Annotated in this window: 21 protein-coding genes; 13 read left to right on the top strand and 8 right to left on the bottom strand. The window is 62.5% G+C overall.

Annotated features, from left to right (window positions below; genetic code table 11):
• Positions 1-63 precede the first annotated feature (63 nt).
• Positions 64-498: an ATP-binding protein gene (locus VJZ71_08935; GenBank protein ID HKQ48179.1), complete on the top strand. Its 435-nt coding sequence runs from the start codon at positions 64-66 to the stop codon at positions 496-498.
• Between the two features lie 52 nt (positions 499-550).
• On the opposite strand, the gene VJZ71_08930 is transcribed toward VJZ71_08935, so the two are convergent.
• The 5 genes from VJZ71_08930 to VJZ71_08910 all read right to left on the bottom strand — a co-directional run bounded on the left by VJZ71_08930 (position 551) and on the right by VJZ71_08910 (position 6,064).
• Positions 551-1,042, bottom strand: coding sequence for a hypothetical protein (locus VJZ71_08930; GenBank protein HKQ48178.1), 492 nt, complete (start codon positions 1,040-1,042; stop codon positions 551-553).
• 100 nt (positions 1,043-1,142) lie between these two features.
• Positions 1,143-1,382, bottom strand: a complete 240-nt coding sequence (locus VJZ71_08925; GenBank protein HKQ48177.1) for a YgiT-type zinc finger protein — start codon at positions 1,380-1,382, stop codon at positions 1,143-1,145.
• Positions 1,383-1,470: 88 nt separating this feature from the next.
• Positions 1,471-2,106 carry an HNH endonuclease gene (locus tag VJZ71_08920; protein HKQ48176.1) on the bottom strand — a complete coding sequence of 212 codons (636 nt, stop codon included), beginning with the start codon at positions 2,104-2,106 and terminating at the stop codon, positions 1,471-1,473.
• A gap of 251 nt (positions 2,107-2,357) precedes the next feature.
• Positions 2,358-4,997: a ComEC/Rec2 family competence protein gene (locus VJZ71_08915; protein ID HKQ48175.1), complete on the bottom strand. Its 2,640-nt coding sequence runs from the start codon at positions 4,995-4,997 to the stop codon at positions 2,358-2,360.
• A 95-nt stretch (positions 4,998-5,092) separates the two neighbouring features.
• Positions 5,093-6,064: a DUF4097 family beta strand repeat-containing protein gene (locus VJZ71_08910; protein HKQ48174.1), complete on the bottom strand. Its 972-nt coding sequence runs from the start codon at positions 6,062-6,064 to the stop codon at positions 5,093-5,095.
• Positions 6,065-6,263: 199 nt separating this feature from the next.
• Here VJZ71_08910 and VJZ71_08905 point away from each other — a divergent pair, with 199 nt between their 5' ends.
• The 10 genes from VJZ71_08905 (at position 6,264) to VJZ71_08860 (ending at position 15,537) form a co-directional block, all read left to right on the top strand.
• Positions 6,264-7,610: a coproporphyrinogen-III oxidase family protein gene (locus tag VJZ71_08905; protein ID HKQ48173.1), complete on the top strand. Its 1,347-nt coding sequence runs from the start codon at positions 6,264-6,266 to the stop codon at positions 7,608-7,610.
• Between the two features lie 4 nt (positions 7,611-7,614).
• Entirely contained in the window at positions 7,615-8,187 is a 573-nt protein-coding gene (locus VJZ71_08900) for a hypothetical protein (protein HKQ48172.1), read from the top strand.
• Positions 8,184-9,440 (top strand): NAD(P)/FAD-dependent oxidoreductase, encoded by a 1,257-nt coding sequence (locus VJZ71_08895; GenBank protein ID HKQ48171.1) that lies wholly within the window; start codon positions 8,184-8,186, stop codon positions 9,438-9,440. Before VJZ71_08900 ends, VJZ71_08895 begins: the two co-directional genes overlap by 4 nt.
• The gene (locus VJZ71_08890; protein HKQ48170.1) at positions 9,437-9,679 is read left to right on the top strand and encodes a DUF3311 domain-containing protein; all 243 of its coding nucleotides are present in this window, start codon (positions 9,437-9,439) and stop codon (positions 9,677-9,679) included. Before VJZ71_08895 ends, VJZ71_08890 begins: the two co-directional genes overlap by 4 nt.
• Positions 9,676-11,295 carry a sodium:solute symporter family protein gene (locus VJZ71_08885; GenBank protein ID HKQ48169.1) on the top strand — a complete coding sequence of 540 codons (1,620 nt, stop codon included), beginning with the start codon at positions 9,676-9,678 and terminating at the stop codon, positions 11,293-11,295. The genes VJZ71_08890 and VJZ71_08885 overlap by 4 nt, the downstream gene beginning before the upstream one ends.
• Position 11,296: 1 nt before the next feature.
• Positions 11,297-11,713, top strand: coding sequence for a thioesterase family protein (locus VJZ71_08880; protein ID HKQ48168.1), 417 nt, complete (start codon positions 11,297-11,299; stop codon positions 11,711-11,713).
• Complete coding sequence (locus tag VJZ71_08875) at positions 11,710-12,174, top strand: hypothetical protein (GenBank protein ID HKQ48167.1); 465 nt, start codon at positions 11,710-11,712, stop codon at positions 12,172-12,174. Before VJZ71_08880 ends, VJZ71_08875 begins: the two co-directional genes overlap by 4 nt.
• Before the next feature lie 3 nt (positions 12,175-12,177).
• Entirely contained in the window at positions 12,178-13,287 is a 1,110-nt protein-coding gene (locus VJZ71_08870; GenBank protein HKQ48166.1) for a PQQ-binding-like beta-propeller repeat protein, read from the top strand.
• 199 nt (positions 13,288-13,486) lie between these two features.
• Positions 13,487-14,227, top strand: a complete 741-nt coding sequence (locus VJZ71_08865; GenBank protein ID HKQ48165.1) for a hypothetical protein — start codon at positions 13,487-13,489, stop codon at positions 14,225-14,227.
• A 17-nt stretch (positions 14,228-14,244) separates the two neighbouring features.
• Positions 14,245-15,537 carry a glycosyltransferase family 4 protein gene (locus VJZ71_08860; protein HKQ48164.1) on the top strand — a complete coding sequence of 431 codons (1,293 nt, stop codon included), beginning with the start codon at positions 14,245-14,247 and terminating at the stop codon, positions 15,535-15,537.
• Positions 15,538-15,583: 46 nt separating this feature from the next.
• Here the strand turns inward: VJZ71_08860 and VJZ71_08855 are convergent, their stop codons facing one another.
• On the bottom strand, positions 15,584-16,831 hold the full coding sequence (locus VJZ71_08855) for a PQQ-binding-like beta-propeller repeat protein (GenBank protein HKQ48163.1): 1,248 nt from the start codon (positions 16,829-16,831) through the stop codon (positions 15,584-15,586).
• Between the two features lie 81 nt (positions 16,832-16,912).
• Between VJZ71_08855 and VJZ71_08850 the strand changes: the two genes are divergently transcribed.
• Positions 16,913-17,590 (top strand): ABC transporter ATP-binding protein, encoded by a 678-nt coding sequence (locus VJZ71_08850; GenBank protein HKQ48162.1) that lies wholly within the window; start codon positions 16,913-16,915, stop codon positions 17,588-17,590.
• On the top strand, positions 17,587-20,988 hold the full coding sequence (locus VJZ71_08845; GenBank protein HKQ48161.1) for an FtsX-like permease family protein: 3,402 nt from the start codon (positions 17,587-17,589) through the stop codon (positions 20,986-20,988). Before VJZ71_08850 ends, VJZ71_08845 begins: the two co-directional genes overlap by 4 nt.
• Before the next feature lie 61 nt (positions 20,989-21,049).
• On the opposite strand, the gene VJZ71_08840 is transcribed toward VJZ71_08845, so the two are convergent.
• Complete coding sequence (locus VJZ71_08840; GenBank protein HKQ48160.1) at positions 21,050-21,859, bottom strand: polyphosphate kinase 2 family protein; 810 nt, start codon at positions 21,857-21,859, stop codon at positions 21,050-21,052.
• A 105-nt stretch (positions 21,860-21,964) separates the two neighbouring features.
• On the bottom strand, positions 21,965-22,741 hold the full coding sequence (locus VJZ71_08835; GenBank protein HKQ48159.1) for a hypothetical protein: 777 nt from the start codon (positions 22,739-22,741) through the stop codon (positions 21,965-21,967).
• Positions 22,742-22,780 lie beyond the last annotated feature (39 nt).

Here is a 22,780-nt window from a genome sequence, read left to right as displayed (position 1 = left end):
CAATGATCGCGTTCTCATGGTACGCCGGATTGAACCCGCGGACCTGGAAGCGAGGGACGACCCATGGAATTGCGACGTGTTGAAACCGTGGAGCAGATCGCGACCGATTTGGAAGCCATCAAAAGGCTGCAGGACACGTTCCTGAACGACCTGCGCCGCCAGGGATACGATGCGGACACCACGTCCGCCCTGGCCCTGGGCTTTTCCGAGGCCGTGGCGAACGCCTACCACCACGGGAATCGAGGCGACCCGTCGAAGCGAATTACCGTGTGTTATCGATTTGACCGCTGCCGCGCCGAACTGGAGGTCAGCGACCAGGGAGAGGGCTTCGATCCGAACGACCTTCCCGATGCGACGTCGGATGACGCCCTCGCGCGACCGAGCGGACGGGGCGTGCTGCTGATGCGCTCCCTGTTTGACGAGGTGCGCTACTTAAGGGGCGGTCGCGCGGTTTATCTTGCCAAGCAGGTACCAACCGTGCAGGCTTGTGCGGCCTGATCAATGGACGCCTGACTTTTGGATTTGCTCGGTACTTGAGATTCCACCGAGTTCACACAGGTGCTGGATTCGCCCTAACGAATTCTTCTAGCCTTTTCTGATCCCCTGGATTGATTAGCCGGTCATCATCGCGAATCGGAAGATTGGAAACATCCCAGCATTCACGAGCCTCGGATTTGTAATCGCTGTTCAGGTACAATTGGACGTTGCCATCTGGACGCAGTGACTTGATATCAATGCTGCCATGGTATCCTGGAATAAAGACATAAAAGTGTATTTCCTCATGCGGGTAAATCAGAAAGAAGGGTAGTGTTGGACGTAACCACAACCAGAGAGCTCCTAAAACGAGCCGTCCGGGTAACTGCGTTCTGCCCTGTTTGATTTCAACCAAGACAAATTCGGAAGGCGACGGACCAAGCGGCCCAGAAACCTTTCGTTCAACCAAGAGGAGTCCATCCTTTTTAATCAACGAGTCCGTCCAGTCCACAAATGCTAACTGTCGCTCGCTCGTCTTGGACGGGGCGGGAAAAAGGAAGAGCGGCATTGCGCATCCCGTGCATGATCCGCTGCAAGCGAGAAAAGCGATGATCTTTGCCAGCCTTCGCATGTTGAACAAACGTCGCCTCGTGTCCGAACTTGGTTCGTTACGCCTCCCTACCGAACTGCGCGATTAGCATCTTCTTGGCGACAGTAAACTCGCGCCAGTGTAAGCGGATGCGCTCGATTTCGTGAAGCGTCTCTGCCGTAAAGTAGCTTTCACCGCACGGCGAGCATGTCACGAGGGGAACGTTCTCGATAAAGAACGTGGACCGGCCGCGCCCGCAAGAGCGCGTTACCCGGTGAATACGAGCGCCCTTTTTTCCGCATATATCGCAGGTCAGCATCGACGATTGACCGCGCATCGTTTTGCGGTGCTCGGTGTTCTGCATCCGGCACGGGGGCCGGGCGCTACGGCGGGTGAAACCACCCGCCCTACTTCAGCTCCACCGACCAGTACGCGTTGTCGAGGAACGCCTTCCAACTGGCATAGCGGCCGTCGGCGAGCTTGACGGTGATGACGGGGTTGCGGCGCGGCTTCTTCGGGGCCGTGATCAGGTGCATGTGGGCCATTTCCGGTGTGCGGCCGCCCTTCTTGATGTTACACTTCAGACAGGCGCAGACAATATTCTCCCACGTCGTCTTCCCGCCCAGGCTGCGTGGGATGACGTGGTCCAGCGACAACTCGCTCGTTGAGTACTTCTTACCGCAGTACTGGCACTTGTTGCCGTCGCGGGCGTACAGGTTGCGCCGGTTGAACTTCACGGCCTGCTTGGGCAGCCGGTCGTAGAAGGCCAGGCGGATGATCCGCGGCACGGCGATGTCGAAGCGGACGGTGCGGATCCAGTCGTGGGCGTCCGGCTCGAACTCGCGGGCCAGCTCGGACAGCTCGCACCACTCCGAGAAGTCGTACGACGTGTACTGGCCCTGGTCGATGTGCACGACCTCGGCCAGTTCGCGGAACAGCAGGCTGAAGGCCCGCTTCACGTTCACGACGCGGATGGCCAGGTAGTTCTGGTTCAGCACCAGGACATTGCAGGCTAGACCGGGAGATGTGCTTGGCGCGATCATCGACGGCGTCCCAACTTCGGCGACCCGGATGACACCGTAAAGTGTATCGGGCAAGGGCGACCGCGATGTCGACAAATGAAGGGCCTTGATCCGCCCGGGTACCTATTCGCCCGGGCTCAGGGCCGCCATCCATCCCGCGCCCCTCGCGAGCAATTGTATCTGATTTATCTTAGGAAGCTGCCGGGGATTTCGCAAGGGCGCGGCGCTGCTGAAGCCCACGCTGCCAGGTCGGATGGTGTACCCCGTCGTCATTATCGGGTGCTCGGATTAGTCATTACGGCCTCGGCGGTCAGTTCGCCGTCGCGGATCGTCACCCGCACGCAGCCGTCGTCGGCCGTGCAAAAGTACGACCGGTCGCCGACGAGGGCTTCGATCCCACTGGTCGTGAGGCCGCGGCGCTGGCCGCTGGAGCGGACGGCGACCCGCGAATTGGCAGCGGCAATAAAGGCGGCCGTGTTGTGGACAACGGCGCCATGATGGGGAAGGGCCAGGACATCAGCCTTGAGCAACGCCGGATTCGCGAGGAGAGTTCCCATCGCCGCCTCGGCGATATCGCCGGTCAGGAGGATCGAACGTCCCTGATGGGTGACCCGCAGGACGGTGGATGTTTCGTTCGCGTCGACCAACGGGCGATCGTTCGCCGGCGGGGGCCAGATCGACATGATTTGAACCTCTCCGGTGTCGGCCAACGTCTGCGGGCCGCTCCAGGTCTCGATTGGCACGCCTGATTTCCTCAGCGCGTCGAGGAAATGACCGGGCCCGGAGTTCGCCCCGGCGAACCGCGCGAAGTGATCGTTCACGATGACGCGGCGAATCGGGATGTGCCGGGCGATCGTCGCGATGGCGCTGTAATGATCGAAGTCCGTGTGGGAGATGAAAGCGGCGTCGATTTGGTTGATGCCGCGGTGTTTTAGAAAGTTTACGGCGGGCGGTCCGGCGTCGAAGGACGAGCGCGTGCCGAAGTCGTAGAGCAGCGTCCCGCCGTTGGGCAGTTCAATGACGGTGCCGGTGCCGTCGCCGACCGCGAGCATCCAGACCTTGAGGGCGTCACGGTCAATCGTCGCCCAGCGCGGGGGAATCAGCCACCACAGGAAAAGTACCATCGCCGCCACTTTGAACGAATGCCGTCGGAGGAAAGAGAAACGCGTTGAGGTCTTGCGATCAGGAGACTCTGGCGATTCGGGCTCGGGTCGGCCGGTCATCCACTGCGGTTGATAAACGCGCAGCCCGAGCACCGCGTAGAAGGCCAGCAACCATCCGATGGAGGGCTGCCGGCCATCGACGGCCATGCCCGGCAGAGTAGCGAGCCATTCGACGAGGCCGAGCATGGCGTGCGCCGTGGCGGCCAGAACAGGACCGATGACGGGACCGGTGAAGGGAAAGAGCGCGCCGACCAGCGTCGCGATGTAGCCGATGCAGGTGACCGGCAGGGCGAGGAAGGAGACGAGGAACGTGCAAGGTGCGCCCCAGGGATTGAGGGTGTTGAAGATGTAGCAGGAGAGTGGGGCGGTGACGAACCATGCTGTGATCGACATGGCGAGGAGCATGAGAAGCCACACCGCGATCCACTCCATCAAGGAAGAAGTCGCGCTGGGCGGGGGGCCGATCGGCATCACCAGGTTCGCCGCATAGAGCCGGTGATCGACGGCGTGGGCCACGCGGGGAAGGCCAAGCCGAAGACAGACGGAGGCCATCGCACTGGCAACCAACGGTAGAAGGTAGAGCAGCCCCAGTACGGCGATGAAACTGAATTGGAAGCCGGGGCGGAAGACGTCCATCGGGTCGATCATGAGGATGACGACGGCCGAGCAAGCCAGCCAATTCAAGGCGTGGGTCCGGCCGCGGAGGAAAATGGAGACGCACCACAATAGGCCGACGATGCCGGCCCGGAGGATCGACGGTTCAGGTTCGGCGAGAAGGACGTAGGAGACGATCAGCGCCGCGACGACGATTGCGGCGATGCGATAGTGAGTGCCCATGACGCGCATCACGGTCCAGCCGACGGCGACCAACCAGGCGATGTTCATGCCGCTGGCAGCGAGGAAGTGCGCGTTTCCGGTGCGAATGAAGGCTTCGTTGATTTCGCGGGAGACGGCGCTCCTCTGCGCCAGGACCATCGCCGCGACCACGCCGGAAGCGGGGTCTTCATCTTCAAAGGCCGAATCGAGGAGGTAGCCGCGCATGCGAGCCCGGGCGCCGGCGATCCACGTCGGCCAACCCCGACCATCGCTTGGGGCGACGACTTGCACGGATTCGCCGTGATCGCAGACGAAGGCGGCGCGGATGCCGTTGCGCTTCTGGTGCAGCGCCCAATTGTATTCGCCGGGATTCCGCGGCCCGCGCGGTCGATAGAGCCAGCCCGTCATCTCGACCGTGTCGCCGAGTCGAGATGTCTCGATCGGGGCCTTGACCGTGACGGCGACGCGGCCGCTGACGCCGATCGGACCGCCCGCGCCATCGAGTGATTTCGCCTCGATGACTAATCGCGTCTTGGGGCCGATCTTATAGGCGAGAACCGCGTCCGGTTTGGGCTCGACGATTTCCGGCGGCGTCAGGACCTCGCCGCGGATATGCACGAGGATCGGCTCGTCCTGCGTGAATCGGACGATGTGATCTTCGGCGATCCAGCGATCGGCGACGGCGTGTCGAAGGGTCCCCAGCCCGGCCGCCGCAACGACGACGGCGGCGAACGCGATACGCTCGCTTCGCGGTCGTGCATAGTACAGGCCGCATCCGAGGGCGAAGAGTCCGAGCGATGCGAGTGTCGGTAGTTGAAAAAAGTTGTCTGCGGCGATTCCGCCGATGAGACCCACGGCGATGGGCAACAGCGGCGCGGCGGGCTTGGGAGACGACGGCGGGGGACTGGCCGCTTGAAGCTCGTCGAACCTCATCCGTTACTCGATCGATCGGGCCCCGCCGCGACAGGCGGCGTGCGCGTATCTTGCCCGTGATCGATCGCTACTGCAATTGTTGGCGTGTCCGACGGCTACCGCACCGCGCTTAGCGCTGTCGCCGGCTTGGTGGCCGGCGTGTCGGCCGGCTGCGACTTTATGGTGACATCGCCCACATCGGTGAAGATATCGATCGAGGGCGTCGCCGACTCGCCGAGTTGCGCTACGGCAAAATGGTCGCGATGGCGGAATTCCCGCATGGTCACGCCATCCAGGGCGACGCGCACCGATCCGACGTCCGTTGTGGCGGTCAGCTTGCCCTGCTGGCCGGGGTCCAGATAGAGGCACACGTCGCCGACGTCGCTCTCGATCCGCACGCGCTCGCTGGTCGCGGGCTTCAGGTGCAGTACGACATCGCCGACATCGCTGTCGAGCTGGATCGGGCCGCCGGCCGAGGCGTGAATGTCGCCTACATCGGTCTTGGCCGTGAGCCCGCGGGCATCCGACACGTGCACATCGCCCACGCCCGTGGAGATCGTGACGGCGCTCGATGCGGCCGGGTCGCAGGATACCCGCGCGTCGCCGATATCGGTCTTGATGGCGACATCCTTGTGAATGCCATTCACGGTCGCATCGCCGATGTCTGTCGTTACGCGGACCTCGGTGGTCGGAGGAGTCGTGATCGCCCAGACGACTTCGTGCTGGCGGAAGCTCGTCGCGCGGGGATGATCGACCGTGGCCCGCAGCGCCCCGGTGTCGTCCATCGCCAGGGTGACCTCCAATTCCGCGAGGGCCTTCTCCGCCTCCTTCAACGTTGCGCCGCGACCGATCTTGGTGATGACCGCGGAGACTTCCTTGGCCTGCGCGTCGGCCCGAATCGTCACGTCGCCGATGTTGTTCTCGACGATGAGCTTCTCCGCGCTGGCCGGGGCGGTGAGCGTGAGTTGCTCCTGGGTCTTGAACGGCGTCCCGCAACCGGTCGCGACGAGTGCGACCGATCCCAGGGCTAGTACGACCGCGATCGACCGGACTACCGGAGAACTTGCCCGACGAGAAATCGAAAACATGGCTTGGTTCCTTTTTTTACCTGCCTGGAAAACCGATCCCGGCGTGCCGGGACCGCCCGCTCACGGCTTGAACTACCACTCTACCCAATGTGTTGGCCCAATTCGACGTAATATTCCGTGCCCAGGCCGGTATCGGTCGGGCCGTGGCCGATTGGTGAGCGCCCCGGCATCGTGCTAAACTTCGGGATAGGCGGGCCTTGTGTCGGACGGAGAGATGCTGGAATTACCCCAAATCAAAACCCCTGAGCCGACTGAGGTCGGCAGCTACTTCGTCGCCAACTACCCGCCCTTTTCGGTCTGGCAGCCGGAGCACATCCCGTCGGCCCTCGCCGCCCTGGATGCCGCTTCGCACGGCGAGGCCGTGGGTCGGCCGGTCGGGCTGTACCTGCACATCCCCTTCTGCCGCAAGCGCTGCAAGTTCTGCTATTTTCGCGTCTATACCGACAAGAACGCCGACGAGGTGGACGTTTACACCGATGCGCTCGGCAAAGAGATCGGTTTGTACGCCGAGCGGCAGGCCCTCGCCGGTCGGCAATTCGAATTCGTCTATTTCGGCGGCGGCACTCCGTCGTTCCTGAGCAACGAGCAACTCCTCCGGTTGATTGACCGGATTCGCCAACATTGGAACTGGGACGCGGCCCGCGAGGTGACGTTTGAGTGCGAGCCGGGCACGCTCAAGGAGAGCAAGCTGGCGACGATCAAGGAGATCGGTGTCACGCGGCTGTCGCTGGGCATCGAGCACTTTGACGATGAGGTCCTCTCCATCAACGGCCGCGCCCACAAGTCGCCGGAGGTCTTTCGCTCTTACGAGTGGGCGCGAGCGGTTTGTTTCGACCAGATCAACATCGACCTCATCGCCGGGATGGTCGGCGACACGGAGGACAAATGGCGCGCGACCGTTGAAAAGGCCCTCATCCTGTCGCCAGACAGTCTGACCATTTATCAGATGGAGCTGCCGTTCAACGCGGTCTTCTCGCGCGAGGCGGTGGAGGCCGGGACCGCGCCGCCGGTCGCCGGCTGGGCGACCAAGCGGGCGTGGGTGAATTACGCGTTCGATCAATTTTTGGCGGCCGGATATGTCGTCTCCAGCGCCTACACGCTCATCAAGCCGTCCACCCACGCGGGCTTCGTCTATCGCGACTCTCTGTGGCACGGGGCGGACATGATCGGAACGGGGGTCGCTTCGTTTTCGCATTTTGGCGGCGTGCACTACCAGAACGCCGACCAGTGGCACGACTATATCGCGACGGTCGAGCGCAGCGAGCTGCCAATCGGCCGGGCGCTGGCGGTGCCGCCGCGCTCGCTGGCGATCCGCGAGATGATCCTGCAACTCAAGACGGGGCGAATCGACGCGGGCTATTTCCGCGACAAGTTCGATCTCGATATCCTCGAGGAGTTCGGCGGCGAGTGGGCCGCTATCGAACGAGAAGGCTACGCGACGCACGCCGGCGACGAGATCCGCCTGACCCGCGAGGGCCTGCTTCGCGCCGATGCCCTCCTGCCCCGCTTTTTTGAAAGACCCTACCGGAACATTCGTTACACGTAATATTGTGTCCATCCACTTGAACGGCCTCGATGATCCCCGGCAGGCACTGACGACGTTCTGTCGCGCGCTAATGGGGCGCGATGCGCTCGGCGGGTATTTCGAGCCGATCGCGCCGGACCGTCTCCCCGATGCTTACCGCCGCCTCCTCGCGCATGACCAGCACATGACGCTCCGCCTGCGCGAGCACTTCGGCCAGGATGTCGTTCTGCGCGTTCTCGCCAGCCAAGTCGACGGCGACCTGTACCAGCGGCGAATTGTGCTGAGCCTGGCCGAATCCGAGCGCATCGTGGAGGTCGGCCTCGTACGGATCGATCTGGGCTATACTTCGGGCGCGGTTCGCGCGGCGATACAGGAAAAGCGGACGCCGCTGGGCGATGTGCTGATTCAGGCGAATGTCCTTCGACGAATTGAGCCGAAATGGTACTATCGCTTTGACACTGGATGTCCGCTGCTCGCGGATTTTGGCGCGGCGCGGCCGCCGAAGGCGTATGGACGGCTGGGCGTGATTTACTGTGACGAGCAGCCGGCGATCGAACTGTTGGAGATCGTGTACGACGAGCGGGTGACGGACGAATGAAGGAGAGCTACGACTGCGTGATCATCGGCGGTGGGCCGTCCGGCTCGACCGCCGCGACGCTGCTCGCCGACCATGGGCACTCCGTGCTCGTGCTGGAGCGTTCGAAATTCCCCCGCCATCACATCGGCGAATCGCTGATGCCCAATACGTATTGGACCTTCAAGCGGCTCGGATTGCTGGAGCGCATGAAGTCCTCGGATTTCGTCGTGAAGGAGAGCGTCCAGTTTGTCACGGCCAGCGGCAGGGAGTCCGCCCCGTTTTTCTTTCCCGATCGCGATCCGGGCGAGTGGTCGTTTACGTGGCAGGTCGAGCGGTCGCGCTTTGACAAAATGCTAATGGAAAACGCCCGCGAACATGGAGCTGAAGTCGTCGAGCAGGCGACGGTCCGGGAGGTGCTTTTCGACGGAGATCGTGCGGCCGGCGTGCGGGCGGTCATCGGCGGTGAAACGCGAGACATCCGATCCAAGGTCGTCCTGGACGCTTCCGGTCAGGCCGGACTTATCTCCCGACAGCTCAAGCTGCGCTACGGCGATACGAAGCTCAAGAACGCGGTCATCTATTCGTACTATAAGGGGGCCCTGCGCGATCCCGGCCGCAACGCCGGTGCAACGCTGGTCATCGCCACACCGCAGGGCGGCGGGTGGTTCTGGTTCATCCCGTTGTCCAACGACATCACCAGCTTCGGTGTCGTGGCGCCGCCGGACTATCTCTACAACGGGCGCGGCGATGACCCTGGCGCGATTCTCGACGAGGAAATCGCCAACTGTCCCGGTGCCGCGCGGAGGATGGCGAATGCCACGCGCGTCGCGCAGATCTACACCACGGCGGATTTTTCGTATCGCTCGTCGCGCTTTGCCGGTCACGGTTGGGTGCTGATCGGCGATGCGTTCGGTTTTCTCGATCCGCTCTATTCCTCCGGCGTGATGCTGGCCTTTAAGAGCGCGGAGTACGCCGCCGACGCGGTCCACGATGCGCTCGTAGCGGGCGATGTCTCTGCCGACCGGCTGGGCCGCGAAGGCGAGCGGCTGGCCGAAGGAATGCAGCGAATCCGGATGCTGGTGTATGCGTATTACGATCCGAAATTCAGCATGGGCCGGTTTATTCGTGAATACCCACAGTTCAAGGACCACGTCACGCGCATCCTCATCGGCGACGTCTTCAAGGACGATCTCCACGAGGTCTTTGACGCGCTCGCCAAACAGGTTACGCTGCCCGATCCTATTCGCTTGGAGGAAGGCGCGGCCGCTCAATGAAACGACTTGTCATCGCCCTCGTGATACTGCTCATCATCCTGCACCAGGATTTCTGGTGGTGGGATACCGTCGATCCCCTGGTGTTCGGCTTCATGCCTATTGGCCTGGCGTGGCACGTCCTGATCTCGATCGCCGCCTCGTTCGTCTGGTTTCTGGCCGCGAAGTATTGCTGGCCACTGGGCGTGGATGTTGCCGACCATGAAGCCGCCGCCCCGCGGCAGCAGCGGGGGGAGCTATGATCGCCCTCTGGATCATCATCGGCTACCTCGTGGTGTTGCTGGCGCTGGGCTTCGCCAGCAATTACTTTTCGCGCGGAACGGCCGTCGATTACTTTCTCGCCTCGCGCGGCGTCGGCCCCTTCATGCTGCTGATGTCGCTCTTCGGCACGACGATGACGGCCTTCGCCATGGTCGGCAGCTCCGGCGAGGCGTCTCAGAAGGGGATCGGCGTGTATGGGCTGATGGCCTCCTCCTCCGCCATTATTCACGCCCTGTGCTTTTTCTTCGTCGGCGTCAAGCTCTGGTCCTACGGCAAACGCTTCGGGTACCTGACGCAGATCGAGTTCTTCCGGGATCGATTCGAATCCTCACAGATCGGTCTGGTGCTGTTTCCCATCCTGGTGGCGATGCTCTTTCCGTACTTGCTGACCGGCGTACTCGGCCTGGGCTCCTGCATTACGGGTGTGACCATCGGCGCGTTTCCGGAGACGTTTGCGTCCACTAAAGGCGCGGTACCGGCCTGGTTGTCCCAGGGAATCATCGTCGGCGTCGTGCTCGTTTATGTTTTCGTGGGCGGCGTCCGCAGCACGATGTGGGTCAATACGTTTCAGAACGTGCTCTTCATCACGCTGGGCATTGTGGCCATGTTTGTCATCTCCAACAAACTCGGTGGGCTGGACGGCGCCACGAAAATGGTCGCCGAGCAGAACCCGAGTCTGCTCAAGCGGACGTTCGACCCCAAAGACGTGCCGAAATACGAGGCCGCGGAGGCCCGCTTCAAGGCCAAAATGGCCGAGTGGAAGACGAACAAGATCGGACCGCCGCCCAAGCACCCTGTAGCGCCGGGCATTGGACAGCTCGAATTCCTCTCCTACATGCTCATCCCATTCTCCGTGGCGACGTTTCCACACCTGTTCCAATACTATCTCACGGCGAAGTCGGCAAAATCGTTCAAACTCTCCGTGGTCGGCCATCCGCTTTGCATTATGGTGACCTGGCTACCGTGCGTCCTGCTTGGAGTCTGGGCGACGTCGGCCATTGTCAATGGAAAACCGCTGCTTCCCCCTGATGTCGACCCCAATAAGGTCCTGGCGATGTCGGTTAAGAATCTGACCGGCCCGATTCTCGGCGGGTTCATGGCCGCCAGCGTCCTGGCGACCAACTCGCTCGACGCGCAATTCCTCGTTCTGGGCAACATGTTCACCAACGACGTCGTTCGCCATTACCTCGGCGAAAGGCGCTTTACCGATCGTCAACTGATCACGATGGGCCGGGCCTTTGTCGTCGGCACGGTCATCGTAACTTATGTGATCTCGCTCATGGAGCCGCGGGCCGTTTTCCGGCTCGGCGTGTGGTGTTTCGCGGGCTTTGCCAGCCTCGCGCCGCTGACCTTCGCCGCCCTATATTGGCGGAGAACGACGAAGTGGGGGGCCTACGCGTCCATTGTGGCCGCCGGGGTGAGTTGGTTTTATCTCTTCCGACTGTCCAATTACGGGCAGGCGGAGGACTTCCATATCTATGGGATGCTCCCGGTCGCCCCGATTACGCTGGCTTCGACGCTGGCCCTCGTACTGGTGTCGTTCGTGACGAAACCACCGTCGCGCACGACGATCGATAAGTTTTTTGGGGCCTCCTGACATGCCCGCGGAATTCAAGATGCTCCGCCTCGTCACCTTTGCCGAGACCGACATGGCCGGCGTCATGCACTTCTCCAACTACTTCCGCTGGATGGAGGAGATCGAACACGCTTTCTTCCGCTCCGTGGGAATGTCGGTCGTGCAGAATCATGCCGAAGACACAATCAGTTGGCCGCGTGTGCATGTGTCGTGCGAATACTTCGCCCCGGCGAGGTTTGAAGACGAGATCGAGATGAAGTTCGAGATCGTCAGCCTGAGCGACAAGTCGATGACCTACGAAGTGACGTTCTGGAACAAGGGACAGCGCATTGCCCGCGGTCGCACTAAAGCCGTGTGTTGCCGGATGAGCGCGGGCGGGGTGTTTGAGTCGACGATGATTCCCCCCAAAATTCGTGAAAAATTGGAAGTCAAAAAATGAAACAGTTTCTACCTTACCTGTTCGTCGTCATTGCGTTTCTTTCATGGGGCGCCTATGTCCCGACCATTCACCATGGGCAGCTTGGCTTCGGGGAGCCCAAAGGACCCCTCCGCGCGTTTCTCTTTGTCGGTTTGGCCTACTTTCTCGTCGCCGTGCTCGTCCCGGGGCTTTTGATCGCCGGAAAGGCGGAGCCGGCGGTCTTTCCGATGAAGGGCGTCTCGATGTCCACGTTTGCCGGCATTCTCGGCGCGCTCGGGGCTCTTGGCGTGATCTTCGCCCTGCGGACCGGCGGCAAGCCGATCTACGTCGCGCCGCTGGTCTTCGCCGGGGCGCCGATCGTCAACGTCATCGTGACGATGATCTGGGACAAACCGAAAAATCCGCCGTCCATCCCGTTCTATATTGGTATCGGCTTGGCCGCGGTCGGCGCGGCGATGGTGCTTCGCTTCAAACCGGCGTAACCGATGCTCCCCACGATCCTGGCCGCGGTTCTGCTCGTCCAGACCAGTGAGCCGGCGTCGCGCGCCGGCGACTGGCCCATCTTTCGCGGCAACGCGCGGCTGACAGGCGTTGCGACTTCCGATCTGCCCCCCAAGCCGGTCGTCCGTTGGCGCTTTGAGGCGGGCGATGTGATTGAATCGTCCGCGGCCATCGCCGACGGCGTCGCCTACGTCGGCTGCGACAACGGCATCCTCTTCGCCCTCGATCTCGCGAAGGGTAAACCGCGATGGAAATACGAGTCCAAAAGCGCGATCAAATCGGCGGTGTCGGTTTATGGCGATCTCATCTACTTTGGCGACGAGGATGGAGTCTTTCACGCCCTCGATCGCCGATCCGGCAGTGAAAAATGGAGCTTCAAAACCGGCGGCGAGATTGTTTCCGCGGCGAATTGCGTCGGCGACCGGCTCGTCTTCGGCTCCTATGACGGATCGCTTTACTGCCTCTCCACGAAAGACGGCCGCCAGCTCTGGAAGGCCGACACCGAAGACAAGCTGCACGGCACGCCCGCCATTGCCGACGACGTCGTCCTGGCGTCCGGCTGTGATGCCCGGATGCACATCGTCCGTCTCTCCGACGGAACGAACGTTAAGTCGGTCCCGCTGGCGTCACCGTGCGCCGCGTCCGCCGCCACGCTCGGCGAGCGTGTCTTTGTCGGTACGATGGGCAACCAGGTCCTGGGCTTGGACTGGAAGTCCGGCAAACGACTCTGGTTGTATGAGAACCCCGACCGCCAGTTTCCGTTTTTTTCCTCCGCCGCCGTAACTGAGAAATTCGTCGTCATCGGCGGGCGTGACAAATCCGTCCATGCCCTGGACCCCTCGACGGGCAAGGCCCTCTGGACCTTTCCTACGCAAGGCAAGGTCGATGCCTCGCCGGTCATCGTCGGGGATCGGGTTTTCGTCGCTTCGACCGACGGGCGGCTTTACGCCGTGAGCCTGGAGAGCGGTAAGGAACGCTGGCGCTTCGACGCCGGTTCGGGGTTCTATGCCACGCCCGCCATAGGGGAAAGCTGCCTGGTCGTGGGGACCGAGGACGGCGCGATCTATTGTCTCGGGGAGGCCGCCGGGAATTGACCCTTTCGTGAGGCGTGAAATCCGGCCGCGCGCCCCGTTTGCAAACGATAGGAAGTTCCCTGTTCGGGAGGAAATCCGACCTTTTGCACCGAGATGCCGAGGCGCCCTCTGGCGTTTCCGGCCCCTCCCCTTTATGCTTTCGCCACTGTGAGGGCGATGTGGGTGAGCCAAGTTCCTTTTTTGTGAGGAGAATGTCAACATGACCCTGGCACGACGGTTAGCGATCTTCGGCGCGGTAGCGGTTTGTGGAATCATCGGGGCGGCCCCGTTGGCGAGCGCGGCGACGACAACGCTCAGTGCGTACGAAGACGTGGAAGCCGAGAATCACTTTACCCTGACGTTCTTCGGCGACACGCCTGCGGACAATCTCGTCACGTCGTCAAATGTCGTGGCCACGCGGTTGAGCCTCGAAGTCGACGAAGCGCTCGGCACCGCCCGCTTCTCGGAATACTACCAAATCGTCGAACCACTCACGCTTCCGCTGGGCATCAGCACGGGCAACATCATCGTCCAGATCAAGACGTCGTCCGGCACATACGACCGGGACACCGGCGATTTCACGACGCACGACGAGTACGAGATCAGCTTCACGAACGACCTCTCCTTCTTCGGCTTCTCCTCGCCCGTGATCATCCCGAGCGAATCGCACGGCAATCTGAACGGCGGCCCGTCCAGCGCGCGGACGATCGGCATGACCTGGGAAGGCCAGGGTGAGTTGGAGAATTCGGACGACCCGTCCAATCCCTTCAAGTACACCTACGTTTGTACCTCCACCACGAAAATCGCCGATCCGTCCACGTTTCCGCCGCTGCCGCAGGTCGGCGCTTCGGCATGTGGAGCGGGCGCTTGCGGCGCCACCGGACTCGCACCGATGCTCGCCTTTGCGGTCGGTCTGGCGCTGATGAAGGTCAACGTCGCCCGACGTCGGACGCGTCGCTAATTGCCGTTGAAAGTTCCATGAAAGTCGCGTACCTCACCGCCGGAGCGGGGGGGATGTACTGCGGAAGTTGCCTGCGCGACAACGCCCTGGCCGCGGCCTTGATCCAACAGGGCCGTGACGTCGTCCTGATTCCTGTCTTTACGCCGATTCGCACAGACGAGGCTGATGTCAGCACGGCGGAAGTTTACTACGGCGGCATCAACGTATTTCTCCAGCAGAAGTCCGCGTTTTTTCGACATGCCCATCGCCTGCTCGATAAGGTGCTGGATTCGCCGTCCCTGCTCCGGTTGGCGATGCGCCGCGCCGGCTCTTCCAAGCCGGATGAACTGGGCGAACTGACCGCATCGATTCTGCGCGGCCCCCGGGGCGCGCAGGGCCGCGAATTGGAAAAACTGATTGACGGGCTCAAGCCTCTGCGGCCTGATGTCGTCCATCTGCCGGACGCCTTCTTCGTCGGCGCGGCCCGGACGATCAAGGAAAAGCTGGGGGCGACGGTCGTGTGCACGCTGACCGGCGAGGACATCTTCATCGACAAGCTCGCCGGGCCGCATCGATCGGAGGTGCTTCGGTTGATTCGTGAGGCGGGCCGCGACGTGGACGGCTATCTTGTCGTCAGTCGCTATTATGCCGACTACGCGGCGGAGCACTTCGGCATCGCCCGCGAGCGAACGACGTACGTGCCCTTGGGTATTCACCTTAACGATGCGGCGACTCGCGACGAGCGAGTGCGAAACGCGGACGATCTCTTCACGATCGGCTACCTGGCCCGCATCTGCCACGACAAGGGGCTTCACGTGCTCTGCGACGCGCTCGAGGTCCTGCGCGGACAAGGCCGCGCCTGCCGCGTGGTGGCGGCGGGATATCTCGGCGCCTCCGATCGACCGTACTTCGAGGCGCTACGGCGCGACATCGAGCGACGGGGATTGCAGGATTATTTTCAATACCTCGGTGAGGTCGATCGCACCGCCAAGTTTGACTTCCTGCGCTCGTGCGACGTTTTCTCGGTGCCGAGCGTGTACCGTGAGGCCAAAGGCCTTTACCTGTTGGAGGCCCTTTCGCAGGGCGTTCCGGCCGTGCAGCCGCGCCATGGCTCCTTTCCGGAGATCATCGAGGCGACCGGCGGCGGGCTGCTATTTGAACCGGGCAATGTCGCGGAGCTGGCGGCGTCGATCGCGCGATTGATGGACGAGCCGGCCTTGCGGAAAATACTCGGTGGGGAAGGCCGCCGACGCGTCCAGGAACTTCATACCGCCGAGATCATGGCGGACGCGGCGTGGAAGGCGATGGCCCGATTCGCCGGTCGCGGGTAGCAATTGGCGCAGGGGCGGAGACCTCATCCCGACGATGCCCAAGCCGTTACTCTTTAGGTGAATTCCGCAGGTCGAGGCATACCACCGTCGTATGATCGCGGACATAGAGCCGGCCGTCGGAGAGAACCGGCACGGTCCAGCAGCGCTCACCCTGGTCGCGGCTGAGCGCGTTGTAGCTGGAGCCCTCGAAGAGCTTCGCGCTGGCCGTGGGTTTGAAGTCCTCGGTCGAAGCGTCGGCCAGATAGAGACCGCCTTTTTCCGTGAAGAGCAGCAGCCGGCCGTCCGCAAGAATCATCGTGCCGTGCATGAAGCCCTTCTTGCGCCAGCGCAGTTCGCCGGTCATGAAGTCGATGCACTTCAGGCCGGTTTCGTCGCTGCCGTAGAGATGGCCGTCGAAGAGTATCGGCGTTTGCAACTTGTTGCGGAAGCGGGTGGTTTTCCAGACCTCGGTGGCGACGAGCTGGTCCTTGTCCGACTTCAACTTGAACAAGGCTGAGCCGTATCCGTAGCCGGTGCTGACGAACAGGTGACCGTCGTGGAAGAGGGGCGTGGAGACGTTGACGCCGGAGTGCGATGGCCACGGCACCCGCAAGACCTGCTGGCCGCTGTCGATTTCCGCGACGATGAAGCTCTCCGCTTGGAAGCCGCAAACGTAACGGCGACCTTCAAAGGTAAACGCCCGCGGTGTCGCGTATGCGGCTGGATCATCCCCACAGGTCCATATGAACTTGCCGGTCGCCTTGTCCATGGCGCAAAGCGAACCTTCTTTGCCTCCCGCGCCGATCATCGCCAGATTGCCCTCGATCAGAACCGATCCGCTGTAGCCCCAATGCGGCCTTGACGTGAACGTATGCGACCAGATCTCCCGGCCGTCTTTCGCGTCGCAACACAGGAGACGACCGTGACCTCCGAGGACAAAAACGCGGCCGTCATCGATTGTGGGCGTAGCGCGAGTTCCGTACACGTGCTTATCAGGATCGGTGAACTGTTCTTCGAACGCCTTTTTCCATATCACCCGCCCCGTTTCCGCGTCGAGGCAAAATAGCACCTGTTTCGCTTCTTCCTGGCCGCAGGTGTAAACACGCCCGGCCACGACGGCGAAGGAACTGAACGCGGGGCCGACTTCGCATTGCCAAAGACGAGCCGGCCCGTCCTTCGGCCATGGCTCCCGTGGAAGGGACTCGCGGCTGATGCCGTCGTGGCGCGGTCCGAACAAATTGGGCCACTCTTCCGCCGAGGCGGCAAGTGCGAGGCTCAGCACGACGATGATCAACAACCCAAATATCTTTGGCATGACTTCGCCCGCCCGTCTGGCCGTAAGTATGACACATCCGCCATGTCCTGCCTAGCGATCTGGCCGTTATGATGTCCTCTCATGGGCAACGGATTGATGGCTGAAAACCTGACCAAGGATTACCCGACGCGGAGCGGCGTGCTGAATGTGCTGGACGGCGTCTCGCTGCGACTGGCGCCGGGAGAATCCGTCGCCATTGTCGGCCCGTCCGGTTGCGGCAAGAGCACGCTCCTGAATATCCTTGGCACGCTCGAAACACCGGGCGGCGGACGGATGACCCTCGACGGTGTCGATCCTTTCGCGCTATCCGAGCCGGAACTGGCGAAGTTTCGCAATCGCCGGATTGGCTTCGTTTTTCAGGACCACCATTTGCTGCCGCATTTGTCCGTCCTCGAAAACGTGCTGGTGCCGACATTGGTGGATGGCGGTGGCGCCGCTTCCGTCGAGCGGGCGCGGCGATTGCTCGATCGCGTCGGTCTCACGGCGCGGCTCGATCATCGGCCGGCGGAACTGTCCGGCGGGGAGCGTCAGCGCGCGGCTGTCGCGCGGGCGCTGGTCAATCAGCCGCTCTTGATCCTCGCGGATGAGCCCACGGGCAATCTCGATCGCCGCTCTGCCGAAGCCGTTGCCGATCTACTCCTGGAGCTGCACCGCGATGAAAGGACGATCCTCATTGTCGTGACGCACAGTCAGTCCCTGGCCGAGCGGGTCCCGCAACGATTTCAGTTGACCGACGGCCGTTTGGAATCGCTTTCGTGACGACCTGGACATTGCAACTCCGCGGGCTCGTTTTTCACCGCCGGATGCACCTCGCCACGCTGGCCGGCGTTGTCGCGGCGGCGGCGGCGCTGACCGGCGCGCTTCTCGTCGGCGACTCCATGCGCGGCAGCCTGCGCGATCAGGCGCTGGCCAGACTCGGGCCGGTCGAATACGCGATGGCCGGCCCGCGCCTCGTCGGGGAATCGCTGGCTGATCGGATCGCTGAATCAACGCCCGACTGGCGGATCAGTCCGCTGCTTCAGGCTGAGGCCTCGATGACCAACGCCCGCTCGCAGGCGCGGGCGCATCGTGTCAGCCTGATGGGTGTCGATCTGAGGTTCAGCAAGCTGGGGTTTGTTGGAGAACTTCCGTCCTTTGAAGGCGGGCGATCAGTTGCGCTCAATCAATCGCTGGCCGCTGAACTGGACGCCATCGTGGGGGACGACGTGCTGGTGCGAATGGAGTCGCGCGGTCTCGTGCCGACGGAGACGCTGCTGGGACGACGCGATGAAAACGCCGTCTCTCTCCGGCTGACCGTCGGGCATATCCTCCCGGACGATGGTCCTGCCGGATTCTCACTGGGGCGAAGTCAGCGCACTCCGCGAAACGCATTCGTCCCACTCTCAACGCTTCAGCGGGCCCTCAAACAGCCCGGCCGAGTCAATACAATTCTCTTCGCCCCTGTCAACGGCGAGGGCGGCGATTCGTTGCAGGGCATGGCCGTTGCGCTCGACCGCCGCATTGCGCTTGCAGATTACGATCTCTCGCTCCGCGCCAGCGATTTGGGCTACGCCTCTCTCGAATCGCGAAAGCTCCTCCTCGAACCGCCGGTCGAATCCGCGGCCTTGGCGGCAGTCCAAGCCATCGGCGCAACGTCTTCGCGAGTCATTACGTATCTGGCGAATGAAATCGCCGTCGAGTCCGCGGACAAGTCCATCCCGTATTCCGTTGTCTCGGCCGTTGAACCCAATTCGGCGTCGATTCCCGACGGACTGCCGCTCATCGATGGCCCTTTGTCCGGCGAACTCGGCCCCCGGGATATTCTGCTCAACGAATGGGCCGTCGCCGATCTCGACGCAAAGGTCGGCGACCGCATTCGTCTTGCCTATTATGTCTCCCGGCCGATGGGACGGTTGGAGACCGTTGAGACGACGTTTACGCTGCGCGGCGTCGTGCGGATGAGCGGTTTGGGCGCGGATCGCGGTTACGCTCCGACCTACGAAGGCATCACCGACGCCAAGCGGCTGTCGGACTGGAAGCCGCCGTTTCCGATGGACCTCAAGAAGATCCGCCCGAAGGATGAGGAATATTGGGATACGTACAACGCCACGCCCAAGGCGTTTGTCTCCCTCGCCGCCGGTCAGGAACTGTGGGCCGAATCTGAAGGCCGCTTCGGACGCTACACCTCGATACGCATCCTGCCTACGGCAGGGAAAAATCTGGAGGAGACGAGCGACCTCTTCACGCGAGAATTGCTCAAGACGCTCCGCCCTGACGAAATGGGGCTGGCGATCCGGCCGGTCCGCGCGGAGGCGCTGGAAGCCGCGGAAGGCAGCACCGATTTCGGAATGCTCTTCATCGGTTTCAGCTCCTTCCTTATCCTCGCGGCGACCCTGCTCGTGGCGATGCTCTTCCGCTTCGGCGTGGAGCGCCGCGCGGGTGACGTGGGGATACTTTTGGCAACGGGCTATCGCGTGCGACGAGTTTCCCGGCTTCTGGTGGGGGAGGGCTCGCTGCTGGCGGTCGCAGGGGCCGTCGTCGGCCTCGCGGCGGCGCTCGGCTACGCATGGCTGATGCTCGCGGGGCTGCGCTCATGGTGGTCCGCCGCCGTGAATGCGCCGTTCCTTCGGCTCCATGTAACACCCCACGCGCTGGTCATAGGGTTCGCGGCCAGTGTTCTCGTCTGCATCGCCGCCATCGTTTGGGCGGTGCGCGGCCTGGCCAGGACTTCGCCACGCGCCCTGTTGGCCGGGGCATTGGAATCCGGCCGCGCGGCGGTGAGCCCGGGGAAGCGACGGACGATCGTGATCCTCGCGGCCGCCGGCCTTCTTGCGGCGGTGGGGCTGGTCGTCCTTCCGAAGTTCACGCATGCGATCCCTCTTGTCGGCGCGTTTTTTGGAAGCGGGGCGGCGCTACTCCTCTCGTTCCTCGCCGGGCTCTGGCTCTGGTTCACCCGCGAGCCACCTCCGCACCACGGCAGCGCCGACTTCACCCGTCTGACCCTCGCGGCGCGCAGCGCAAGCCGTCGCCCCGGTCGCAGTCTGCTCGCCGCCGGGCTCGTCGCCTGCGCCACGTTCGTCATCGTCGCCGTGGGGGCCAGCCGCAGTGTGCCCGGTGAGTCCGAATCGGCGAAAGAGAGCGGCACCGGCGGATTCAGCCTTGTCGCCGAGTCGGTCGTTCCCCTGCCGTACGACCTGGGCAGCGCCGACGGGCGCGCGACGCTGGGCTTGAGCGAGGAAACCAACCGCGTATTGTCCAACGCCCCGATCGTGGCTTTTCGCGCCGCGTCCGGTGATGACACCAGTTGCCTCAATCTCTATAAGGCTCGCCAGCCGCGGATTCTCGGCGCTACTCCGGCGATGATCGAACGTGACGGCTTTGCCTTTTCCTCGACGCTCGCCGAATCACCCGAGGAAAAATCCAATCCTTGGCGTTTACTTGGTCGCCGATTCGATGACGGCGCCATTCCGACGATTGGAGACGAATCCGCTGTCCGCTGGCTGTTGCACCTCGGATTGGGTGACGACCTTATCGTGCAGGACGAGCGGGGCCGGGATGTCCGCCTGCGGATCGTCGCGATGCTCTCCGGTAGCATCCTTCAAGGGGAACTCATCGTCGCGGAAAACGCATTCCTGCGGATGTTCCCATCTGCGTCCAACTATCCGTTCTTTCTCGTCGAATCGCCCCCGGATCGCAGCCCGGCCCTCGCACAATTCCTGGAGCGGGACCTCGAACGCTACGGTCTCGACGTCGAGCCGACGGCCCGCCGCCTGGCTGCGTATGTGGCGGTGGAAAATACCTACCTGTCCACCTTTCAAACGCTCGGCGGGCTGGGGCTGCTACTCGGCACGCTGGGTCTTGCCGCCGTCGCCGTCCGCAACATGCTTGAACGCCGCGGCGAACTCGCCCTGCTCCGGGCCCTGGGCTATCGGGTGACAGTGCTTTTCTGGATGGCCCTCGCCGAACATGCGACCGTGCTGGTCGCCGGGTTGCTGAGCGGGACCGTCGCCGCGCTCGTCGCCGTCGCCCCCAACCTCCGCGCCACCTTCGTCCACGCCCCGTGGGTCTCGCTCGGCGTTTCTCTCGCGGCCGTCTTTGGCGTTGGTCTGGCCACCGGCGCTGCCGCTTTGACACCGCTCCTCCGCACCCCGCTCCTCCCGGCGCTTCGCACCGAATGAGGGCTGCCCGAACGGGTTGAGCGAGCGACGATCACGAATGAGTTCGGGGGCGCCCGACTTTTTAATCAATGACGATCTTGTCGGGGTCAAACGTCGGTGCGGGAAACTTCGGGTCCATGGATTCCAGCGTCTCCACCAGCACACGGGCCACGAGCAGGTCGCGATACCAGCGCGTCTCGGCCGGAATCACGTACCACGGCGCGTGTTTGGTCGAGCAACGCTCCAAAGCATCCTTGTACGCCTGCTGATAATCGTCCCAGAGCTTTCGATCCGCCAGATCGGCGGGATTGAACTTCCAGTGCTTGGCGGGGTTCTTTAGTCGCTTGAGCAGCCGCTCCTTTTGATATTCCTTGGAAATGTGCAGGAAAAACTTGACGACGCGCGTCCCATCGTCGTGCAACAATTCTTCGAATTGATTGATGTGCTCGTATCGCGACCTCCAGCGCTTTTCCGGCGCAAGTCGTTTCACCCGGACTACCAGCACGTCTTCGTAATGCGACCGGTTGAACACGTGAATGTGCCCGAGTTGCGGCGTGTTTTCGTGAACGCGCCAGAGAAAATCGTGGTGCCGCTCGGTCTCGTTCGGCGCCTTGAAGCTCACGACGCGAACGCCCGTGGGGTGCAAGGGCGTGAGGACGGATCGGATCGTGCTGTCCTTTCCGCCCGTGTCCATGGCCTGAAACACCACGAGCAACGCCTGCTTCGCCTCGGCATAGAGTCGTTCCTGAAGGTTTGTCATCCGCTCCTGCAAGTCAGCAAATTCCTTCTTGCCCTCGCCTTCCTCCAACCGGCCGTGATCCCGGCTGGGAAAATCCTTCAGTCTCACCTTTGAGCCGGGCCGGACGAGATAATCCTTCAGTTTACTCATCATTCAATGTCCATAAGCGCAGCGCGAATTTCGAACGCAGTTTGGGCCTGCGTTGGGCTATCGCAATACTACAAGATCGTATCGTAGCTTATCGAACGAGATTTGGAATCACGGATCACGGATCGCATTGGGAATCTGCGCATCCGGGAGCCGAATGTAGCTGATCGCCTGGCCCTGCAGCACCCCGGAAAGCGTATTCAGGTCCGCCGACAGCGTCGCCGTTTCGAAGCCGGTCAGGACGCCCTGCGTGACGGTCTTGAAGTTGAACACGTCGCCCGTACGGACCGGGTCCGTCGCCGTCGCCGGAGTGATCGGCTGACCGGCAACGCCGCGGATCAGGTGGCCGTTGTACTCGATGTACCAGTTCCCATCCCCTCCGGCGCGCTGGTCGAAAAAGATCGCCCCGACGATCTCGCCATTCGGGCCGAACCGCAGGAGATTCTGGCCGGCAAACGTCTGCGTGCTCCATACTCCAAAAAGGACTCCGACCGTGGTGTCCTCCTGCATCACGATCGTCACATTCTGCGTGACCGGGTGGCAACTGTCCTCCTGCGCCGGGACGTTCACCGTTCTCGTGGCGGTCGCGTATCCGATGGCCGCTACTTGAATGTCAAAACGGCCGACTACTCCCTGCGCCAGCAGGACTTCGTCGCAGTTGGTCTCGCAGCTTCCAACAAAACTCGCGCCACCATTGACGGTAAAGACAATCGTCGCCGCCGGTATCGTCTGGCCGTTGGTATTCACAATGTTGAGGATGACCGAGGCGACGGGCGTGCCGGGGCATGCCGATCCGTCGTCCACTGGACCACACTCGCCGGTGGTGCCGAGGGCCGAAAATAGAAGCATAGTGATGAACAGGGCCTTGGCGGCCATACGGTGGGTCACAGACAACCTTAGGCGCGCTGCGGCGTCGAATCAACGGCC

This window comes from Phycisphaerae bacterium, assembly GCA_035275405.1.
Taxonomy (GTDB): domain Bacteria; phylum Planctomycetota; class Phycisphaerae; order UBA1845; family UTPLA1; genus DATEMU01.
Note: the sequence above shows the minus strand (reverse complement) of the source record. Positions and strands in the feature narration are given on the sequence as shown.

Excerpts from the sequence above, each read along its gene's own strand:
- VJZ71_08840 (HKQ48160.1), bottom strand. The coding sequence starts at position 21,859 with ATGATGAGTAAACTGAAGGATTATCTCGTCCGGCCCGGCTCAAAGGTG.
- VJZ71_08875 (HKQ48167.1), top strand. The coding sequence starts at position 11,710 with ATGAAACAGTTTCTACCTTACCTGTTCGTCGTCATTGCGTTTCTTTCA.
- VJZ71_08895 (HKQ48171.1), top strand. The coding sequence starts at position 8,184 with ATGAAGGAGAGCTACGACTGCGTGATCATCGGCGGTGGGCCGTCCGGC.
- VJZ71_08935 (HKQ48179.1), top strand. The coding sequence starts at position 64 with ATGGAATTGCGACGTGTTGAAACCGTGGAGCAGATCGCGACCGATTTG.
- VJZ71_08860 (HKQ48164.1), top strand. The coding sequence starts at position 14,245 with ATGAAAGTCGCGTACCTCACCGCCGGAGCGGGGGGGATGTACTGCGGA.
- VJZ71_08880 (HKQ48168.1), top strand. The coding sequence starts at position 11,297 with ATGCCCGCGGAATTCAAGATGCTCCGCCTCGTCACCTTTGCCGAGACC.
- VJZ71_08915 (HKQ48175.1), bottom strand. The coding sequence starts at position 4,997 with ATGAGGTTCGACGAGCTTCAAGCGGCCAGTCCCCCGCCGTCGTCTCCC.
- VJZ71_08870 (HKQ48166.1), top strand. The coding sequence starts at position 12,178 with ATGCTCCCCACGATCCTGGCCGCGGTTCTGCTCGTCCAGACCAGTGAG.
- VJZ71_08890 (HKQ48170.1), top strand. The coding sequence starts at position 9,437 with ATGAAACGACTTGTCATCGCCCTCGTGATACTGCTCATCATCCTGCAC.
- VJZ71_08930 (HKQ48178.1), bottom strand. The coding sequence starts at position 1,042 with ATGCCGCTCTTCCTTTTTCCCGCCCCGTCCAAGACGAGCGAGCGACAG.
- VJZ71_08865 (HKQ48165.1), top strand. The coding sequence starts at position 13,487 with ATGACCCTGGCACGACGGTTAGCGATCTTCGGCGCGGTAGCGGTTTGT.
- VJZ71_08855 (HKQ48163.1), bottom strand. The coding sequence starts at position 16,831 with ATGCCAAAGATATTTGGGTTGTTGATCATCGTCGTGCTGAGCCTCGCA.
- VJZ71_08885 (HKQ48169.1), top strand. The coding sequence starts at position 9,676 with ATGATCGCCCTCTGGATCATCATCGGCTACCTCGTGGTGTTGCTGGCG.
- VJZ71_08850 (HKQ48162.1), top strand. The coding sequence starts at position 16,913 with ATGGGCAACGGATTGATGGCTGAAAACCTGACCAAGGATTACCCGACG.
- VJZ71_08920 (HKQ48176.1), bottom strand. The coding sequence starts at position 2,106 with ATGATCGCGCCAAGCACATCTCCCGGTCTAGCCTGCAATGTCCTGGTG.
- VJZ71_08925 (HKQ48177.1), bottom strand. The coding sequence starts at position 1,382 with ATGCTGACCTGCGATATATGCGGAAAAAAGGGCGCTCGTATTCACCGG.
- VJZ71_08910 (HKQ48174.1), bottom strand. The coding sequence starts at position 6,064 with ATGTTTTCGATTTCTCGTCGGGCAAGTTCTCCGGTAGTCCGGTCGATC.